This window comes from uncultured Fibrobacter sp., assembly GCF_900316465.1.
Taxonomy (GTDB): Bacteria; Fibrobacterota; Fibrobacteria; order Fibrobacterales; family Fibrobacteraceae; genus Fibrobacter.
Genome location: NZ_ONDD01000019.1, coordinates 55,657 through 73,124, shown reverse-complemented (window position 1 = coordinate 73,124; position 17,468 = coordinate 55,657). Strand labels below are relative to the sequence as shown.

16 protein-coding genes are annotated in these 17,468 nt (G+C 42.4%); 3 read left to right on the top strand and 13 right to left on the bottom strand.

Annotated features, from left to right (window positions below):
• Nucleotide 1: 1 nt before the first annotated feature.
• Nucleotides 2-1,213, top strand: coding sequence for a glycoside hydrolase family 3 protein (locus tag QZN53_RS08920; RefSeq protein ID WP_163438659.1), 1,212 nt, complete (start codon nt 2-4; stop codon nt 1,211-1,213).
• A 234-nt stretch (nt 1,214-1,447) separates the two neighbouring features.
• Here the strand turns inward: QZN53_RS08920 and QZN53_RS08915 are convergent, their stop codons facing one another.
• Together QZN53_RS08915 and QZN53_RS08910 are read right to left on the bottom strand one after the other, a co-directional pair.
• Nucleotides 1,448-2,008, bottom strand: coding sequence for a PolC-type DNA polymerase III (locus QZN53_RS08915; protein ID WP_163438658.1), 561 nt, complete (start codon nt 2,006-2,008; stop codon nt 1,448-1,450).
• A gap of 48 nt (nt 2,009-2,056) precedes the next feature.
• Nucleotides 2,057-2,665 (bottom strand): hypothetical protein, encoded by a 609-nt coding sequence (locus QZN53_RS08910; protein ID WP_294652604.1) that lies wholly within the window; start codon nt 2,663-2,665, stop codon nt 2,057-2,059.
• 164 nt (nt 2,666-2,829) lie between these two features.
• Between QZN53_RS08910 and QZN53_RS08905 the strand changes: the two genes are divergently transcribed.
• Nucleotides 2,830-4,146: a CotH kinase family protein gene (locus tag QZN53_RS08905; protein WP_163438657.1), complete on the top strand. Its 1,317-nt coding sequence runs from the start codon at nt 2,830-2,832 to the stop codon at nt 4,144-4,146.
• 140 nt (nt 4,147-4,286) lie between these two features.
• Here QZN53_RS08905 and QZN53_RS08900 read toward each other — a convergent pair whose 3' ends face one another.
• The 9 genes from QZN53_RS08900 to QZN53_RS08860 all read right to left on the bottom strand — a co-directional run bounded on the left by QZN53_RS08900 (nt 4,287) and on the right by QZN53_RS08860 (nt 13,155).
• Complete coding sequence (locus tag QZN53_RS08900; protein WP_163438656.1) at nt 4,287-5,222, bottom strand: glycosyltransferase; 936 nt, start codon at nt 5,220-5,222, stop codon at nt 4,287-4,289.
• Nucleotides 5,223-5,242: 20 nt separating this feature from the next.
• A complete protein-coding gene (locus QZN53_RS08895; RefSeq protein WP_163438655.1) occupies nt 5,243-6,160 on the bottom strand; it encodes a deacetylase in 918 nt (305 codons plus the stop codon).
• Between the two features lie 14 nt (nt 6,161-6,174).
• Nucleotides 6,175-7,320, bottom strand: coding sequence for a glycosyltransferase (locus QZN53_RS08890; RefSeq protein WP_163438654.1), 1,146 nt, complete (start codon nt 7,318-7,320; stop codon nt 6,175-6,177).
• A gap of 25 nt (nt 7,321-7,345) precedes the next feature.
• Nucleotides 7,346-7,909 carry a DapH/DapD/GlmU-related protein gene (locus QZN53_RS08885; protein ID WP_163438653.1) on the bottom strand — a complete coding sequence of 188 codons (564 nt, stop codon included), beginning with the start codon at nt 7,907-7,909 and terminating at the stop codon, nt 7,346-7,348.
• Between the two features lie 14 nt (nt 7,910-7,923).
• Nucleotides 7,924-8,847, bottom strand: a complete 924-nt coding sequence (locus tag QZN53_RS08880) for a hypothetical protein (RefSeq protein ID WP_163438652.1) — start codon at nt 8,845-8,847, stop codon at nt 7,924-7,926.
• 83 nt (nt 8,848-8,930) lie between these two features.
• On the bottom strand, nt 8,931-10,037 hold the full coding sequence (locus QZN53_RS08875) for an EpsG family protein (RefSeq protein ID WP_163438651.1): 1,107 nt from the start codon (nt 10,035-10,037) through the stop codon (nt 8,931-8,933).
• A complete protein-coding gene (locus tag QZN53_RS08870; protein WP_163438650.1) occupies nt 10,022-11,071 on the bottom strand; it encodes a glycosyltransferase family 1 protein in 1,050 nt (349 codons plus the stop codon). Before QZN53_RS08870 ends, QZN53_RS08875 begins: the two co-directional genes overlap by 16 nt.
• A gap of 29 nt (nt 11,072-11,100) precedes the next feature.
• A complete protein-coding gene (locus QZN53_RS08865) occupies nt 11,101-12,189 on the bottom strand; it encodes a glycosyltransferase (protein WP_163438649.1) in 1,089 nt (362 codons plus the stop codon).
• Nucleotides 12,190-13,155, bottom strand: a complete 966-nt coding sequence (locus QZN53_RS08860) for an NAD(P)-dependent oxidoreductase (protein WP_163438648.1) — start codon at nt 13,153-13,155, stop codon at nt 12,190-12,192.
• A 170-nt stretch (nt 13,156-13,325) separates the two neighbouring features.
• Here QZN53_RS08860 and QZN53_RS08855 point away from each other — a divergent pair, with 170 nt between their 5' ends.
• Entirely contained in the window at nt 13,326-14,783 is a 1,458-nt protein-coding gene (locus QZN53_RS08855) for a hypothetical protein (protein WP_163438647.1), read from the top strand.
• Nucleotides 14,784-15,008: 225 nt separating this feature from the next.
• Here QZN53_RS08855 and gltA read toward each other — a convergent pair whose 3' ends face one another.
• Together gltA and QZN53_RS08845 are read right to left on the bottom strand one after the other, a co-directional pair.
• Nucleotides 15,009-16,508, bottom strand: a complete 1,500-nt coding sequence (gltA, locus tag QZN53_RS08850; protein WP_163438646.1) for an NADPH-dependent glutamate synthase — start codon at nt 16,506-16,508, stop codon at nt 15,009-15,011.
• The gene (locus QZN53_RS08845) at nt 16,508-17,395 is read right to left on the bottom strand and encodes a sulfide/dihydroorotate dehydrogenase-like FAD/NAD-binding protein (protein ID WP_072801142.1); all 888 of its coding nucleotides are present in this window, start codon (nt 17,393-17,395) and stop codon (nt 16,508-16,510) included. Before QZN53_RS08845 ends, gltA begins: the two co-directional genes overlap by 1 nt.
• Nucleotides 17,396-17,468 lie beyond the last annotated feature (73 nt).

The window sequence follows — 17,468 nt, the reverse complement described above, 5'->3', positions numbered from 1 at the left end:
AATGCACCTAAAAAAAGCAATCACATTTTTACTTGCGGCATTTGCCTTTGTACAGGCAGAGGATTCTCTGCCTGACGTGAAGTTTGTTCCGCTGAATTCGCTGACGGAATCACTCGCAAGCGCGCCGTATACCGCCGAAGTTTTACCGCAAACCGACTCCGTACAGACGCCCTATGGCCTCCCCCGCGAGCTTTTGCCGCTGTGGGATTCGCTGACGATCAAGCAGAAAGCGGCGCAGATGGTCATGGTCTACATGACGCCCGCATCGTTCATGCTTGAACACGAATTCGGCGGCTACCTGGTGATGAAAAATCACCTGAAAAATTTGGACAAGTTCACCGACAACATCCGCACCGTCAACGAGAACATGCGAATCAAGCCGCTCGTGGCCGCCGACCAGGAAGGCGGCTATGTAAACCGAATCTCGGTCGTTGCTCCGCAATGGGAGCGCACCCCGAGCGCCAAGCAAATGCGCTCCATGAGCGAAGATTCCATTCGCGCGCTCGCCAAAAGAATCGGCGCCGTCCTCGACAGCGTGGGAATCAACTTGAATTTGGCTCCCGTGCTCGACCCCGCCAAGGACAGCCGCGGCAAGCATTCGTTTATGGAAGAATCCAAGCGCTCTTGGGGCGAAGACACCTTGAATGCACCTAAGGTCCGCGCCTTTGTGCAAGGCATGCGCGAAAGCAACGTAGCCTGTGTATCGAAGCATTTTCCGGGTTACGATTCCTGGACCAACAGCGACCACCAAATTGCCGTGAGTTCGACCCCTAGGGCAAAAATTGCACGGAACGTGGAATTCTTCAAAACGCTTGCCAGCGATATTCCCGTAACCATGATGAGCAGCGTAAGCTTCGTGCGCATCTCTAGCCGCCCGGCCGTATTCGAACCGAAGATTGTGAAAATGGCACGCGAAATGTCGCCCGAAACCGTGATTCTGACCGATGACCTGTGGGGTGTAAGCCTGCGCGCCTGGGTAAGCGGCAACGAACGCGTGCGAAGCAAGAACTACCCCGCCAAGGACTTTAGAAAGCTCGTGCGCACCGCCTTGATGGCCGGCAACGACATGTTCATGATTACGTACCCGCAGAAAGCCGTTGAAATGGTGAATTACCTGACCGCACTTTCCAAACAAAGTAAGTATTACCGCGAACGAATTGAGGAATCCTCCGCAAGAATTCTGAAGATGAAATTTAAAGCGGGATTGTTATAAAGCCCTCTGTCTTCCCGGCCTTGAGCCGGGCGGACAGCACTTAGCACTTTAGTGCTTAGTGCGCATGGCCACCAAGGTGGGAACTCCATTTACGGCTTTCCAAAGAACATGCAATTATCATTGCAAGCGTTTTTCAAACTAATACAAAGGAGATCCCGTCCCCGTTCCGAGGATCATATCCACTAAGCAGCAAAGCTGCAAGTGGCTATTGTCATCTTCGTGCGGGAAGACAAGTCAAACGACCTTGTTCTTTTTCGGGGTAGAGAGGTTCTTGACTTCTTTAAGAAGTTTTTCCGGCCCGACCTTATTGTAGGCGAGCTTTAAAATCTCGGCCGCGGCAAGAGCATCATCTAAGGCACGGTGATGATTGAATTCCGGCAACTCCAGCGCCTGCGTCAGCTTATGCAAACTGTAACTCGGAAGCCCCGGGAAAAAACGGCGCGCAATCTTGACCGTACAAAGCCTCGGCGGGTCAATCTTAATGCAACAACGCTTGAGTTCCGTACGCATGAACTTGCTGTCGAACAGCACATTGTGCGCCACAAAAATTCGGTCTTGCAAAAGTTCGGCCACCTCTTCGGCAATCGATGCAAACTGCGGCTTGCCGCGAACCATCTCGTCAGTAATACCCGTAAGGTTCTGCACAAAAGGCTGAATCGGCATGCCAGGGTCTACCATCGCCGAATAAGTCTTGACTACTTCGCAATCATCCATCAACACAATGCCGACTTCGGTAATACGGCCCTCTTCAGCCGTTCCACCAGTCGTCTCTAAATCTACTACAGCAAATTTCATACAAAAAAAAGGAGATCCCGGGTCAAAGCCCGGGAAGACACGGAAGACTTATTTAATCGGGATATCGAACTCCAACGATTGGCGGGCAGATTCGCTCACGACCTTCGCCTTGAGCACCTTGGATTTGGGCTTTGCAAAAAGCGGGACCACCATCAAGTTCGAAATACTGCTGGTCTCGGGAGTCTGGGTAGCTTCGCTATCGCGGGCCGTCTTCGAAAAAATCGGCTTTTTACCCTTGTCGTAAATGTAGTACGTCAACTCGCGCGTGAACCCCGGCTTAATCTGCTTGGTGGGCACCTGAAAGTAAATCATGCCGCCCTTGGGCACCTTGCGCAAGCTGTCACGAATTTCTTCTTCGGTGGCAAATTCGCCCTCCAGCATCATGCGCTTGTCTTTCTTGATCTTGTTTGCGCTTTCGTACTGAACCGTAATCTGGAATTTGGCGTCTTCGGGAATGGCACTCGGGCGCACATCACGAATTTTTGCATTGTTCTGATGGTATTCCCAACGGCCATTATCGTGCAGAATCACCGTCGAGCCGTTTGAAGTAGTGGCGATAATATCTTCGGCAAAGGAATTTGTTGCAGACAGCAACAAAACCATCGCCAGGACCCATAAAAAGCCAACCGACCCACATACCCAAACATTAAATTTCATACAGACCTCGTCCGTTTTATCCAAATATAAGCCCAAAAAACGCCAAAAAAGCAAAAATATGTAAATCGTAATAAATATTGGAAAAAAACAAATTGGACAAAAAATCAAAACCGGTAAGAAAAAAGACATTAACAGTTGTTTACAAAGAATCTATATTTGTAAACATGCGTTATCATGTTGCATATCAACTCCTTATGCTCTTGGGCACCGTTATCGGCTGCCTGGTTTTGGGGTGCAGCAATAGCGAGGGGGTAAACAACGAAGTCGTCGCCTTTTGGGATATAGAAGAAGACGGCGCTTCCTTCTCCGCAAAAATTGACTACCTGCCATTAGACGACTCAGAATACCCCTATGCAGGTATTCCGAGAATCGTAATTGAAACTGAAAATCATCGTGAAATCAAAGACCGCGAAACCGAAATTCCCGCCAAGCTGCAAATCTGGGGAGAACACGCTCCCGAAAGCGAAATCATGGATCTGACCATTAGAGGGAGAGGGAATACATCGTGGGGCATGCCAAAGAAAAGCTATAAAATTGAATTTATCAATAAACAGTCTATGCTAGGAATGCCCAAAGACAGAGATTGGGCACTTATCGCAAATTACGCAGATAAAACTTTAATGAAAAATTATTTGATGTACCATCTTTCTGCAAAACTTGGTGCATACTACGCCCCCCGTTGCGAATTTGTTGAATTCTATCTTAACAATGAATATTTAGGAGTCTATTTACTTACAGAAACAATTAAAAAAACAAAAAAAAGAGTAAATATATCCGACAGCAATTCTTACATTGTTGAAGTTGATGCAAAATACCGCGATGATGAACAGGTTGTGTTTTCCAAAGTAATAAAACAGAATTCGCTCGGCAAAGCATTTCGAATTCATTACCCCAAAAAAGCATCAGAAACAGCTTTACATGACATAGAAACGCATATTCAATCTTTCGAAACCTTTTTGAAGGATTCAATTAAAACTAGCTCAAATCTCAGCCAATGGATTGATGTCAATGAGTATGTGAAACATTATTGGGTGCAAGAATTTTCAAAAAATCCAGACGCTTGCTTCAACTCAAGTATATTTTTTTCTTGGACAAAAGACAACATCATTAAAATGGGACCGGTCTGGGATTTTGATTTAGCAATGGGTAATTATGACAATAAAAGTATTAGTTCGCCCCAAGACTGGCACATAAAAGAAAGTTATTGGAACGATTTTATTTTTAGAGATTCTATTGCAGCACAAGCCAAAATTGATTTTTGGACAGAGAACAAACTTGCATTTAAGGAGCTCTTAAATGCAATTGACTCCATTCAAGTAGCACTTAACAAAGCGGCAAAGAACAACTTTAAAAAATGGATTATATTACAAAACACAAGTTTTATTTATCATCCAGCATCATACAAGTCATACCAAAATGCCACGGAAGACTTGAAAAAATGGATTATAGAACGTTACTCATGGATTGATTCGCAATTATAAACAATCATCCATTTTCAGTTTATCCCTACTAAACTCCCGCATAACCCAATTGCACTTATTTTCCAATATCTTCTGGCATTATGTTCAATTCAAATGGGGCGGCCTTAACTAAAGGTTTTCAACTCAAAAGGACTTTCTCTTTATAGAAATTTCATTTTACAAGTATACAATATTCTTGCCAAAGGCTGTGAAAAACGCAAGGCAAAAGCCATAAAAAAATCCAAATGGCCAAATCTTTTCAATTTCAAAACATAACGAGAGTTAATTTCCGGATAGAATGACCTAAAAGATTTCGTCGTCATTTTTTTCTGCATAAACGCAATAAACTTAGCACTTTTCTTTCTTTCTACCAATAAAGATTCATCAACAGCATGTTTTTCAAGCCAATCTATTAAAAAAATCAGGGAATTTAACTTTTTTTCAGAAACAGACGCGACCACACTATTTTCGTTAATAGTCATATCATAATGATAAAATGCCTTGTGCAAATATGATATTGACAGCGGTAATTTCGCCAACTGTATATTGAATAATTCATCTTCTCTCATCACAAGGTTCAATTGGAACTTAATATTATTTTCTATGATACAACTTCTTCTGACCAATTTATTACAACAAGATCCATGCAATTTTTCACTAATCAAGTCATTGCAATACCCTAGAGTATCCAGCGAACTAGGTTTTTGTTCGATATACCGTTGACCATTTTTTCCTTCTTCGAACATATCGCATATTACAACATCTGACGAATTTTTTCGAGCACATTCAACAAGTGATTCTAGCATTTCAGAATCCACCCAATCGTCAGGATCGACATGAATCACGAATTCTCCTCGCGCATTATCCAATCCAGTTTGTCTAGCAGAGCTAACCCCTCCATTTTTTTTATGAATAACACTGAAGCGCTTGTCTTTTGCAACATACTCATCACAAATCACCCCTGACAGATCTGGGCTTCCATCATCAACCAAAACAACTTCAAAACAATTAAGAGTCTGATTTCGTAGACTATCTAAGCACCTACGAATATATTTTTCAGCTCGATAAACCGCAACAATAACGCTAACTTCAACCACAATAACCTCTAGATTTCTTTTTAGCAATTACTTTCACACAATTTTTTTCCACAATATCCTAACGAAGCAATCTTTTCAAACAAAGTTTCAATAACCATATACAAGCCCTCTATAGATTTTTCATCTCTAAAATTGGGGCTTCCTCCAGGCATCAACTCTGACGAATGAATCATAAACATCAAATATGGATTGCATTGTGATTCACAATCAATTAATTTAAGCATAGGCTTAACCTGCAAAAGGCTATCCGGCCGAAGCCATTGTTTCCGCCCCAGCACAAATCGTTTCATTTCTCGACAAATATTACGAAGCGAATACGGCGACTCTAAGGCAAACATTCTCATATACCGGATAGTCATAGGCATCTCTAAAATATCCTCGTAAATATAATAGGGAGCCTCAGGGTATTTTGAATAATCACTACCAGGTACACCCGTTGCACCTAAACATTGGTTCCAATTTACATGAGGCGTCACAGAACAATCTACTTTATAACCATATTTTTTTAAAATTTTGAAATAATCCTGATTCGTTGTCCAACGGCCACTTCTATGAGAGACCGGTCGTCTACCAAATCGCGCTTCAATAAGTTCAGTCATCGTAGCAACTTTAGCATCCATAACTTCCACAGGATACTCTATTAAATAGTCCCGCTCACGATGAATTTTCTTCAATAGATAATCAGGTGGAGTATTCCATGCATGCAAATGCATCCCTATTTCGCATAAGCCATCATCCTGTTTTTCTTTCATACAATGGTAAAAGAAATCATCGTTTGCCATTTCATAATTCGTCAGCCATGTTGGCACAAAACGATATTTTTCACAAAGCTCTTGAAATCTCGGCAAGAACTTTGCATTCTCGGTAGATATTTCATGGTCAAAATCCCACTGATTGTCAGCTTCTGTATCAATCGTTATGAAAAATGAACCGTGCATCGGAGCCCTCTGTTTCAAGATATTTTGCTACGAATATAAACATTTTCTAACTGTTTTATCACAACCTTCATATCCCATTCTTCTAGTCCATTATACTCCACTTTATTCACCTGAAAATCATTCAATATTCGTGCATAATCTGCTGGAGTTGCATTTTCATCCATTCTGTGCACCAAATTAGAGATTACAGCTTCCTGAGGAATAGCATTTGAAATCACACATGGGACACCCATCTTTTGAGCTTCAATCAAAATAATACCAAGACCTTCATATTTCGATGCAAAAATAAACACATCTAACGCTTTTAATATTCGAGCAACATCTGTTCTCGCATTCAAAATGATTACTTTCTCTTTTAACCCAAGCGTTTCTATTTCAGTTTTTATCTTCGCTCGCAACTCGCCATCACCAACCAATAAAAGACGGGCGTCATCACGTAATTTACAAAGTTCTGAAAACGCTCTGACAATCAATGCATGATTTTTAACCGGAGAAAAACGTCCAATATTTCCTACCAAATAAGCATTACGATCTATTCCCAATGTATCACGTATGTCATTTTTCGTTTCAGCAACCTGAAATTTTGAGAAATCAATCGCATTATTTAAAACAATCGTATCATCCACCCCAAATAGTTCATTTGCAACTTCTCTTGCCTGGTTGTTAATCGCGATTAATTGAACTCCATGGTTATGAATCAAATAATTAAGCGCATTATAATCTTTTTTCGCAGACCGCTGGTTCACGCACCAATATTTTTCCGGTTGACTATGTATTGTATGAATTAAAGTACATGACTGCGGGACATTCGCAAATTTTATATAGTTGCTGCAAAGCAGATGATAATGGATAATGTCCGGTTTTTCTTTATGAATAAGGAACTTCACAAAAAATTTCAGCACTCCCATTTTCTGGAAGACTTTTAAAATCAAATTATTGCATCGAAACACTTTTTTTAGAGGAAACAAATCACTCACATATACGGTTCGAATATTATTTTTTCTTAAAATATCATCTAAAAAGGTATTTTCTCTTTCTATACATAATACCGTCACGTCAAATTTGTTTTTATCAAGGAATAGAGCATAATCCTTAACAAGAACCTGCGCTCCACCAACTCCCATACTATGAATAAAATGCAGCACTTTCATCTTGTTCATTTATCATCCCATATGTAAGTACATTTTACTTGTACCTTATGATTTTAGCAGGATTTCCTGCAACGACACAGTTATCCGGAACATCCTTTACAACAACGGCACCGGCACCAATAGTAACATTATTCCCTATTTTTATCGGGCCAAGAATTGTCGCTGCAGTACCTATATAACAATCATTTCCAATAAAAACACATGGTGAACTTATTCCAGGGCGTTTTTTACCAAGAAGAACTCGAGGTAAAATAGTACAATTATCTCCAATACTTGAAACATTATCTATCCATCGATAACCACTATGAACAATTTTAACCCCTTTACCCAAAGAATCTGGATTAATATACATATTAAGTTTCAAGCTTTTTCTCATCAGACGATGCTTGTAAAATAAATACATAAATTTTGAAATAAGGCCGCATTTTTGTTTAGATGAATAGTATTCTAATTTACGAAGCAAAACGACGTAACTCAACATCTGCAAATCAATAATATTTCCTTTTACAAACTCAACAAAGCGATTCTTTTTATCTAACCCCATTGCCTCCACATCAGCATTCAGGAAAGCCTTTAATTCTTTTCTTGTCGCGATCATTCCCGTCTCTCCATCTACCCATTACTTCTTCGAATTATATTCGCTCTTATAACACGAACAATATACAACATTTTTTCCAAAGCATTAAATATACGACGTTTCCTATACAAGGCCCTCAATACACCACATAAAGAAGAACGATAGATTTCATAATCATCTCCCGTTATAATCGCATTTGGTGACGGGAACGCATTCCGAGCATTTTTTATCAATTCCCAATCTTGTTGATTAAGTTCTTCCCCTTTTTTTATTTTTTCAGGCAAATCAACATTGAACCTGCTATAACCACCCGTAAAATCACCCATGCTTGAAAAGTAATGGATGATTTTTGCATTGGGCAAGTAATTTGCAGCAAACCATACTTGACAGTTCCACACACCATTTAATTCGGAAATCGCATTTCCATTTTGATAATTCGTTAACATCAATGCAGGCATATCTGTTTTTATCCCTTTTGATCTAGACATTAACCAATTATTATTCCAATCATTAAAGAACTTATGGCAAAGCTCACTATCCTTAACCCACAACACCCCTCCATTAAAATACGATTCGCATTTCGACAACTCTTTGATACCCGAAACCTTTACAATATGTAATCGAGAAATAGCTGCGTGCGTACTTTGCGATAAAGGCATGTGCTGATCAAGAACTGCACCCAATTCATGAGGAAAAGATTCTATGTCATCTAATGGAGCACAAACAATCGTATCTGAATCAATATAGAGAAAATTTCCTTTAACGAACTTTCTCATTGATGTTTTTAAATAACGACTTGTTTCTAATCCAGAAAAGGATTCTGGCCGAGGAACAGAAACAACTTCGTCTACAATCTCAAAAATCTTTGAGCGAGCATCATTATTTTTTATACAGGTATATGATTCACTATCTGTCAGCAATGTTATATTAGTCTTAGGAGAATTCCGTCTAGCACTCATTATGGACAAAAGACATTGTTCGCAATACAAGTCTCTATCCGAGCAAACGAGTACATATAGCAATTTAAACATATTCCCTCTTTTTACATTCCTAAAATAGACGATCTATACGGAACCGTATTTTCCGCACCATTAGTAGCAGCAAAATAAAATAATCTTATTGCCAGCAAACAGAAAAACATAATGCAAACTTTTTGATTATCCCTATTCTTTATTGAAACTCGTGGAATAAGAATTGCTATTGGGGGTATAAAGTAATAAGCTATTCTAAAAGCAACATCAGTAACATTACCAAACATGTTTAAGACTATTGCTGTCAATGCCAAATAAACAATCAGAGCACAAACTTCTTTATTACGATTTTTCTTAGGGAACGAAAACGTAACTAAAATAATCCCTATTTGGAAAAGGACATCTGTTTTATGAATAGATACGGTTCCCGACTGGTCAATATACCCCCCATAATGTCCAGAAATAATATTTGACGCAATCAGTTTCGTCATTAGTTGCGAATACACTTGTCCAGTTAGAATAGTATGATACGCAACAAATACAGCAACCGAAATTAACAAAACAAAGACCATGTACTTTGTTAAAAAATGCTTGAATTTCAAAAGGATATATGCAAAAAAAGCAAATATCGCAGAAAAATGGAACAACCCCGCCACCGCAGATAATACGTATGAACATTTATTGTATTGCCGAACCCAAACAGCAAAAGCTAAAAAGCTTATCATCATAGCCACAGCCTGTCTCAGCATTGTAAACGACGGATTATATAGGTAGAAAAAATAAAAAAGTAGAATAATTTCAGAATTTCGATATTCCCGATTCATATAAGCAATAGCAATGGCTATCGAAATTAGAATTAATTGATGGAAAAAGAAAAACACATGACAATCATGAGAAATTGCCGCCACAACATAATTAATCAGTTTATATCCTGATTCAATCGCAGGAAAAAAAGACAAAAGACGGCTAAAACTATCTGTATGTGTAGCTAAATTCCATATTGTTACGCCATATCCAGCCCAATCCCAACCCAAAGTTTCATCGCGAAGTCCTGCAAAAAAAGATGGAATTAAAGCACAAAGCAATAAACAAGCAAACCGTAATTTTTTTGAAACAGGTTTAAGCGCGCATTTATACAAAAAAAATGACGCCGAAAATGTGATTAAATACGGAAGCATTTCTTCATCACTCCAGCACTTTTGTCCCAACTAAAACGATTCAAAACATCCTCTGAATCAGAAACATCACCTGTCAGCAAAGATTCTAAGTTTCCTGTTTTTTCATAAGGATCTATATAGTACGCCGAATTATTGAAAATTTCCTTCAAAACAGGAATGTTTGATATTACAACCGAAGCTCCAACACTCATAGCTTCCAATGGAGGGATTCCAAAACCTTCATAAAACGACGGGAAAATAAAAGCTTTACAATTTTTCGCTAGGGTCACGAAATCCCCATCGCTTACATAACCAAGAAACTTTACATTGTCAAGACCTTCTACATTTAAATCCTCCCCAAATCTCGCAGGATTTAAAGAACCCGCAATCGCAAATATAGTATCAGGGGTATTTCGCGCAGCATTTAAAACCCATTTCAAATTCTTATTAGGAGCAATGGTTGACAAACTCATAAAATAACGCTTTGATTGCAAGTTGAATCGATTCAGGATTTCATGCGGCGAAGGCTTTATTGAAAGCATATGCTGCCAACCATTTGGAGTCACAGTAATCTTTTCGGGCGAAACATGGTACACCCTCATTATTTCCGATTTTGAGAATTCCGATACCGTAAAAATACGTCGAGAAAAATGTGATATTACCCAATATTGAAAGCAATGCCACGTTCTAGAAAGTTTTCCGTAGAAATGATTAAAATACTTAGGATTCACCTTGTAACTTATATCATGTATTACAGAAAAGCCCGTTGGAGCAAGTACCGGCGTTACATTACATAAATTCAGCGCTATCGCTTGATGAATCCATAGATATAAGGCAAAAAAAATCTGCTCCCATATAATACCTTTTTTCACCCCAAATTCAGCAACTTTTATGTATTTCAGTTTAAACGGAATTTCAGTCTTTGGAGGAACAACCAAAACAAACTCATCTTTGTTTTCCTGCAAATCCAAGGCCTTTATAATTTCTTCAGCAAAGCGATATATGCCCGTTCGCTTTTCGCTTAAAAAAGTACCATTTATGCAAATTCTAGCCATTAAATAAAGTTTCCAAGATTAGCAACCAATCATCCATTCTTTTTTACAGCGTTACAAACAAAAGCCTTTATTCGTTCACAAAAAACACTTTCATCAAATGTCAAAGCATGTTTTCGAATTTCTTTTGAATCAAATTGCATTGATTCAAAGCGTTCAATCGCCTCTATCATAGACTCAGCAGTCTGTTCCTTAAAGAACACGCCAGTTTTTCCGTCCACGACAGAATCGAGTACACCGCCCTTCCCATAAGCAATTACCGGTCGGCCAGCAGCCATCACCTCTACAGGTACAATTCCAAAATCTTCTTCGCCAGGGAACAAAAGTGCCTTGCATTCAGCAACATACTTATTCACAGTTTCATCGTCTTGATACCCTAAGAACGTCACACAAGGTGCAGCCATTCTTTCAAGACGCTCTTTCTCCGGACCATCTCCGATAACAATCAACTTTTTCCCGATTTTTGAACACGCTTCAACAGCCAAATCAAATCGTTTATAAGGAACAAGCCTAGAAAACGCCAAATAATAATCGCCGATTCTTTCCGATACAGAAAAACGAGAACAGCGAACAGGGGGAGGAATCACAACAGCATCACGTTTATAATATTTTTTGATGCGATCTTTCACAAGATTAGAATTGGCTATAAAATAATCCACATTCTTCACTTGTCTAAAGTCCCACCAGCGCATATACGTCAAAAGCATTTTAACGAGAAAACGCTTTAGCGGCTTCATATTTTTACAATATTCTTCTTCATAAACCCATGCATAACGCATTGGCGTATGGCAATACGAAATATGAACTGTATTTCTTCCCTTTCTTATCCCCTTAATGCAGCAGTGACTACTAGAAAGAATAACATCATATTTTTTTGCGTCCAACAAATTACAAGCTAGAGGCATTAAGGGAAAATATTTCTGGTGTCCCGTTACACTTTTTCTTCCAAATTGCAAAAAACTCGTAATTATTTTATGCGACTTAATTTCAGAATCAATGAATTCAGGAGCAAAAACAGTCGTGAAAATAGGAGCGTCTTTAAAAACACGACAGAAATTCAAAACACAGGCTTCCGAACCAGCCATATTAGTCAGCCATTCATGAGCAATCGCAATCTTCACTTACACCAGCTCCTTTCCATCGCAGTCCTTATACCAGTCTTTGAAAGCTTCTTCAAGAGTATAGGTCAATGGATAATTTTTCGCAAGTTTCTGCCCGTCAATATTCGTGCTAATCATCAGTTTCTTCACACGGGCAGGGCAAATACCAAGGCCAAGTCCGCCAAGTACACCACAAACGGTAGCAGCCGCCATCATCGGTTTATGTGGAATAAAGGGAATCCAACGTTTCATGCCTGTTGCTTTAAGCATGGTGTTGGCAATTTGTTCAATGGTAAACGAAGGATAATAACAACAATTATGCAACTGAATACGATCCGCATTTTCGTTTTCGGCCATAGCAAGCATTACACGAACCAGGTCTTTCACATAGATGCAAGCCTTGATTGTATCTTTGCGGCCAGCATAAGCAAACTTACGGCTCTTCAGTCCTTTATAGAGGCGAGTCATATTGCCGTTCTCACCAGTGCCGAATACAATTCCCGGACGCACTATAGACAATTTACGACTAGCATCTTCGGCAGCCCACTCACGATGGATTTTTTCCGCCACAAGTTTACTAATGCCATACGGTGTATTCGGAGTCGGCAAAGTTTCTTCCGTTTTCAGATCTTCTGCAGCGCCATAAGGGGCAATACTACTGGTAAACACAATATTTTCTATGCCATGCTTACGAGCAAAATTGCAGACATTCTCAGCCCCACGAATATTAGTTTCAAAATAGGCATAATCCGGATGCCCAGGAGTGCGATGTATCGCCGCAAAATTAAAAATGAGGGTTTCCTTGTCAAACTCGCCCTGCATATCGATAGGGTTACGAACATCGATCCTTTGAGAATATTCAGACCCATCTGCAAGAAGGTCTGCAATATAAATCTTTGCATCAGGATATTTTTCGCGGAGCAAATGCGCCGTGTGAGTTCCGATAAAACCGCAACCGCCAAAGATAATGAACGAGTTAAAATGCATAATTACCCAATTTATAATCTATTCAACAATTTACATATATAAGGACAACTTAGAAAGAACGAAATCAGAAAAGTATTGAAAATGTGTAAAAATGTAGTTCGGGACTAAAGGGGGCGGTTTAAGCCCTCTTTAAAAGAGGTATTTTTATAAAAAACACCTCAATTTTATTTATGAAGCGATTCATCCCATTTTTACTACTTCAGGCTATAGCCTTTGCAAGTCCGATTTTTTCGCCAGAGCGGTATAATCTAAAACTATTAGAGACCGCACCGATGCTGTTCGAGTTTCATCGACTGACAACAACATCTTCAAACCAGGCGTTTCATTATCCACAACGAGATTCCGCTTGGCGAGCAAACGCGGAACAACGAGAAAAGGACGCTTTGCTAAAATATGAATCCAGCAGAGTATTCTTCGCAACAAGTCCCGTCGGCGGCATAGATTATCGAGGGGGAGAATCGCTTGGAGACACGATTTGGCCCGGAATCGACGGAGGCCTCTATATGCGAGGCTATGTTGACTCACTCGAATTCGTTCTAGACGCACGAATATACTCCGAGGGTCATTCTTCTCAAAATCCACAATCTTTCGATGGAGAATACATCGATCTCCAAAGCGAAGAAAGCAATGATGGTATTGAATACACCAGTTACGCTCGTTACCGAGGCCATATGTCTCTCAACATGGGGTTTGCCCGATTTGACGTTGGCCGTGACGTGATGCATTGGGGGCCAGGCTATTACAACAACCTCGCATTGAACCAATTTTCATTGCCATTCAACTCAATGTCCCTAGACTTACAGGCGGGACCATTGACCGTCGTTTCCGTCTATGGTGATTTACGCATCTTCAAAGGCAATGTAAACGAAGAAAACAAAAACGCAAGAAATCTATACGGGCACCGCTATGAATTAAATTTCGGGAACCTTATTGTTGGTGCTAGCGAACTACAAGTTGTTTACGATGACAATGACATCTGGCTTTTTGTACCAATCATTCCTCTATTTATGGAAAAAGGAAACTACACAGAAAGTTCCAACAACGGGGCAATTTCTTTCGATATAAACTATCGACTTTTGAATTGTGCGCGTTTATATACAGAATTTTTCCTAGACGATTTGCAAAGTCCCGTAGAACTCATTCAAAATGAAGATGTACAGTCTAAGTGGGCCTGGATGATTGGCGCACAAATCGCACACAATTTAGACTTCAAAGCACACCAACTGGAACTCGGCACACTCGCAGAATATTCCCGCATTGAACCATATGTCTATACACATTTCAATAGCAACTCGGCTCAATTAGCGCATCTGGAAGTACCTCTTGGAAATCAAGGCGGTCCAAACAGCCAAATTATTGATTGGTTACTTTATTCAAGATTCGACCAGCAATGGACAATGGGCATGCATCAGCGTTGGTTCTGGAAAGGCACTGACACAGGCAGCGACTTAAACGACCCCAATCCATCTAATCACGCCAATGTTCACAAGCATTTCTTGCGAGGTGCAAAAATGCAGTATTCTTTCACCCCGATTTTAGGATACGAAGGTCGCTTTACAAGTTTCGCACTCGAATGGACATTTGGAGACGACAATAAAGTTTATACTCGTCTCGGCTTTAAGTGGTAAACAAAACAAATAATCAATAAAAAAAACACCCCGGCTCTTGCGAGTCGGGGTTGTTTTCAGCCAAAGCTAGAAGTCTTTTTCCGTTATTGGAAAAGGAACCTAGCGAGACCAGGAGCCGAGCCCCCGTAGCGTACAACTAGTATGTGAGGGGGCGAGCTATACGACACTTGGGGCATCGCCCCTTAGTGGAGTTATCCTCTATGGGGAGACGCCGTATCGCAACGGTTACTTTTTCAAGAACTCGTTGATGCCCGCAGCAGCACGACGACCTTCGCCCATAGCGAGGATCACGGTTGCAGCGCCGAGCACGATGTCGCCACCGGCGTAGACCTTTTCCATAAAGGTCTTGTTGGCGGTTGCATCTTCGAGAAGGATGTGACCCTTCTTGTCGACGGAGAGTTCCGGAGTGGTGTTGCTGATAAGCGGGTTGGAACCGTTACCGATAGCAACGAGCACGGTGTCGCATTCGATTTCGAAGCTTGCACCTTCGACCTTGACCGGACGCGGACGGCCCTTTTCGTCGGGTTCGCCGAGTTCGTACTTGTCGACGAGCATGCCGCGCACGTGGCCGGCTTCGTCGCCAAGGATCTTGGCCGGGTTCTGCAGAACGCAGAATTCGACACCCTCTTCCTGGGCATGGAGAACTTCTTCCTTACGGGCCGGGAGTTCGTTCATGCTGCGGCGGTAAATGATGCGGACCTTTTCGGCACCGAGACGGAGAGCCATACGGGCAGCGTCCATAGCGACGTTACCACCACCGAGAACGACCACGTTCTTACCGGGCCACATCGGAGTATCGGCATGTTCCTTGTCATAGGCGCGCATGAGGTTTGCGCGGGTCAGGTATTCGTTAGCGGCGAACACACCGACCAGGTTTTCACCTTCGATGTTCATGAAGAGCGGGAGGCCAGCACCGGTACCGACGAACACGGCATCGAAGCCATCCTTTTCAATCAAGTCCTTGAGCTTACGGGTACGGCCGATGACAAAATTTGTCTCGAACTTCACGCCCATGGCAGCAAGGGATTCAATTTCGTTGTCCACGATCTTCTTCGGAAGACGGAATTCAGGAATACCGTAGCGGACCACACCACCGAGCTTGTGGAAAGCTTCGAAGATGGTCACATCGTGGCCTTCGCGGCGAACGTCAGCAGCGACAACCAGGCCGGCAGGACCGGAACCGATCACGGCCACCTTCTTGCCGGTAGCGGGCTTCACGGCCGGCACAGAGGCACCACCGTTGTTGCGTTCGTAGTCAGCAGCAAAGCGTTCCAGGCGGCCGATTGCCACAGCCTGGTTCACGTCCTTGTGCATCTTGCCCATGGTGCAGTTCATCTGGCACTGGCGTTCCTGCGGGCAAACACGGCCGCAGATTGCCGGGAGCAAGCTGGTTTCCTTAATCTTGGCGATAGCGGCCTTGAAGTCACCTTCGGCGATCTTCGCGATGAAGGCCGGAATGTCGATGTGCACCGGGCAGCTTTCGACGCAAGGCTGGTTCTTACAAGCGAGGCAGCGGTTAGCTTCCACGATAGCCTGGGCTTCGGTGTAACCCTGAGCCACTTCTTCCATCACGCGTGCGCGGTAGCTGGGTTCAAGCTGCGGCATCGGCTGAGCCGGAATGGCAGTCTTGTCCTTGGGCTTGAGCGGCTTCGGGAGGGCGTTAATCTTTTCAAGTTCCACCTTGGCGGCGGCGTCCAACTGTTCACGAGTCAAATGTTCAGACATTACTTGCTCTCCTTGGCCTTTGCGTCAGCCATCTTGTCAATGTTGCACTTGTGGCCATCGTTTGCACCGAAGCGGTGCAGAGATTCCTGTTCCTGGGGCTTGAAGGCGCCCATACGCTGGAGCATGTTGTTCCAGTCGACTTCGTGACCGTCGAATTCCGGACCGTCGACGCAGACGAACTTGGTCTTGCCACCGATAGTCACGCGGCAGCCACCGCACATGCCGGTTCCGTCCACCATGATGCTGTTGAGGCTCACCACGGTCTTCACGCCGTAGGGCTTGGTGGTGAGGGCGCAGAACTTCATCATGATCGGAGGACCGATAGCGATCACCATGTCGGGCTTGCCCTTGGTGTCTTCGCAGAGTTCCTTCAGCGGTTCGGTCACGAGACCCTTGCGGCCATAAGAACCGTCGTCGGTCATGAAGATGATGTTGTCGGCGAGAGCGGTCATTTCGTCCTTCATGAGGAACAGGCTTTCGTTACGGGCACCCATGATGATGGTGACCTTGTTGCCTGCAGCCTTGAGGGCCTGAACGATCGGGTGCATCGGGGCGATACCCACGCCACCGCACACGCAAACCACGTGGCCAAAATTCTCGATGTGGGTCGGAGAGCCGAGCGGGCCCACGAGCACGGGAATATCGTCACCGACTTCGAACTTGGAAAGTTCGGTGGTGGTCTTGCCAACCGTCTGGAAAATCAGGGTGATAGAGCCTTCAGTCGTGTCGGCATCGGCGATGGTGAGAGGCACGCGTTCGCCGTTGTCCTTATTCGTCTGGAGGATGATAAACTGGCCGGCCTTACGCTCTTGAGCGATCAGCGGGGCCTCGACGCGGAACATGTAGACCGCGGAAGACATTTGTTTTTTAAAGAGAATTTTTGCCATAGTGGGCTGAAAAATAGAAAAAAGGCACCCCGAACGAGGTTACCTTTTTCATAAAAACATACTCCATTTGGAC

What these genes read in the sequence shown, in the direction of transcription:
- QZN53_RS08920 (WP_163438659.1), top strand. Translation starts at nt 2, where the DNA reads ATGCACCTAAAAAAAGCAATCACATTTTTACTTGCGGCATTTGCCTTT.
- QZN53_RS08915 (WP_163438658.1), bottom strand. Translation starts at nt 2,008, where the DNA reads ATGAAATTTGCTGTAGTAGATTTAGAGACGACTGGTGGAACGGCTGAA.
- QZN53_RS08910 (WP_294652604.1), bottom strand. Translation starts at nt 2,665, where the DNA reads ATGAAATTTAATGTTTGGGTATGTGGGTCGGTTGGCTTTTTATGGGTC.
- QZN53_RS08905 (WP_163438657.1), top strand. Translation starts at nt 2,830, where the DNA reads ATGCGTTATCATGTTGCATATCAACTCCTTATGCTCTTGGGCACCGTT.
- QZN53_RS08895 (WP_163438655.1), bottom strand. Translation starts at nt 6,160, where the DNA reads ATGCACGGTTCATTTTTCATAACGATTGATACAGAAGCTGACAATCAG.
- QZN53_RS08890 (WP_163438654.1), bottom strand. Translation starts at nt 7,320, where the DNA reads ATGAACAAGATGAAAGTGCTGCATTTTATTCATAGTATGGGAGTTGGT.
- QZN53_RS08885 (WP_163438653.1), bottom strand. Translation starts at nt 7,909, where the DNA reads ATGATCGCGACAAGAAAAGAATTAAAGGCTTTCCTGAATGCTGATGTG.
- QZN53_RS08880 (WP_163438652.1), bottom strand. Translation starts at nt 8,847, where the DNA reads ATGAGTGCTAGACGGAATTCTCCTAAGACTAATATAACATTGCTGACA.
- QZN53_RS08875 (WP_163438651.1), bottom strand. Translation starts at nt 10,037, where the DNA reads ATGCTTCCGTATTTAATCACATTTTCGGCGTCATTTTTTTTGTATAAA.
- QZN53_RS08870 (WP_163438650.1), bottom strand. Translation starts at nt 11,071, where the DNA reads ATGGCTAGAATTTGCATAAATGGTACTTTTTTAAGCGAAAAGCGAACG.
- QZN53_RS08860 (WP_163438648.1), bottom strand. Translation starts at nt 13,155, where the DNA reads ATGCATTTTAACTCGTTCATTATCTTTGGCGGTTGCGGTTTTATCGGA.
- QZN53_RS08855 (WP_163438647.1), top strand. Translation starts at nt 13,326, where the DNA reads ATGAAGCGATTCATCCCATTTTTACTACTTCAGGCTATAGCCTTTGCA.
- gltA (WP_163438646.1), bottom strand. Translation starts at nt 16,508, where the DNA reads ATGTCTGAACATTTGACTCGTGAACAGTTGGACGCCGCCGCCAAGGTG.
- QZN53_RS08845 (WP_072801142.1), bottom strand. Translation starts at nt 17,395, where the DNA reads ATGGCAAAAATTCTCTTTAAAAAACAAATGTCTTCCGCGGTCTACATG.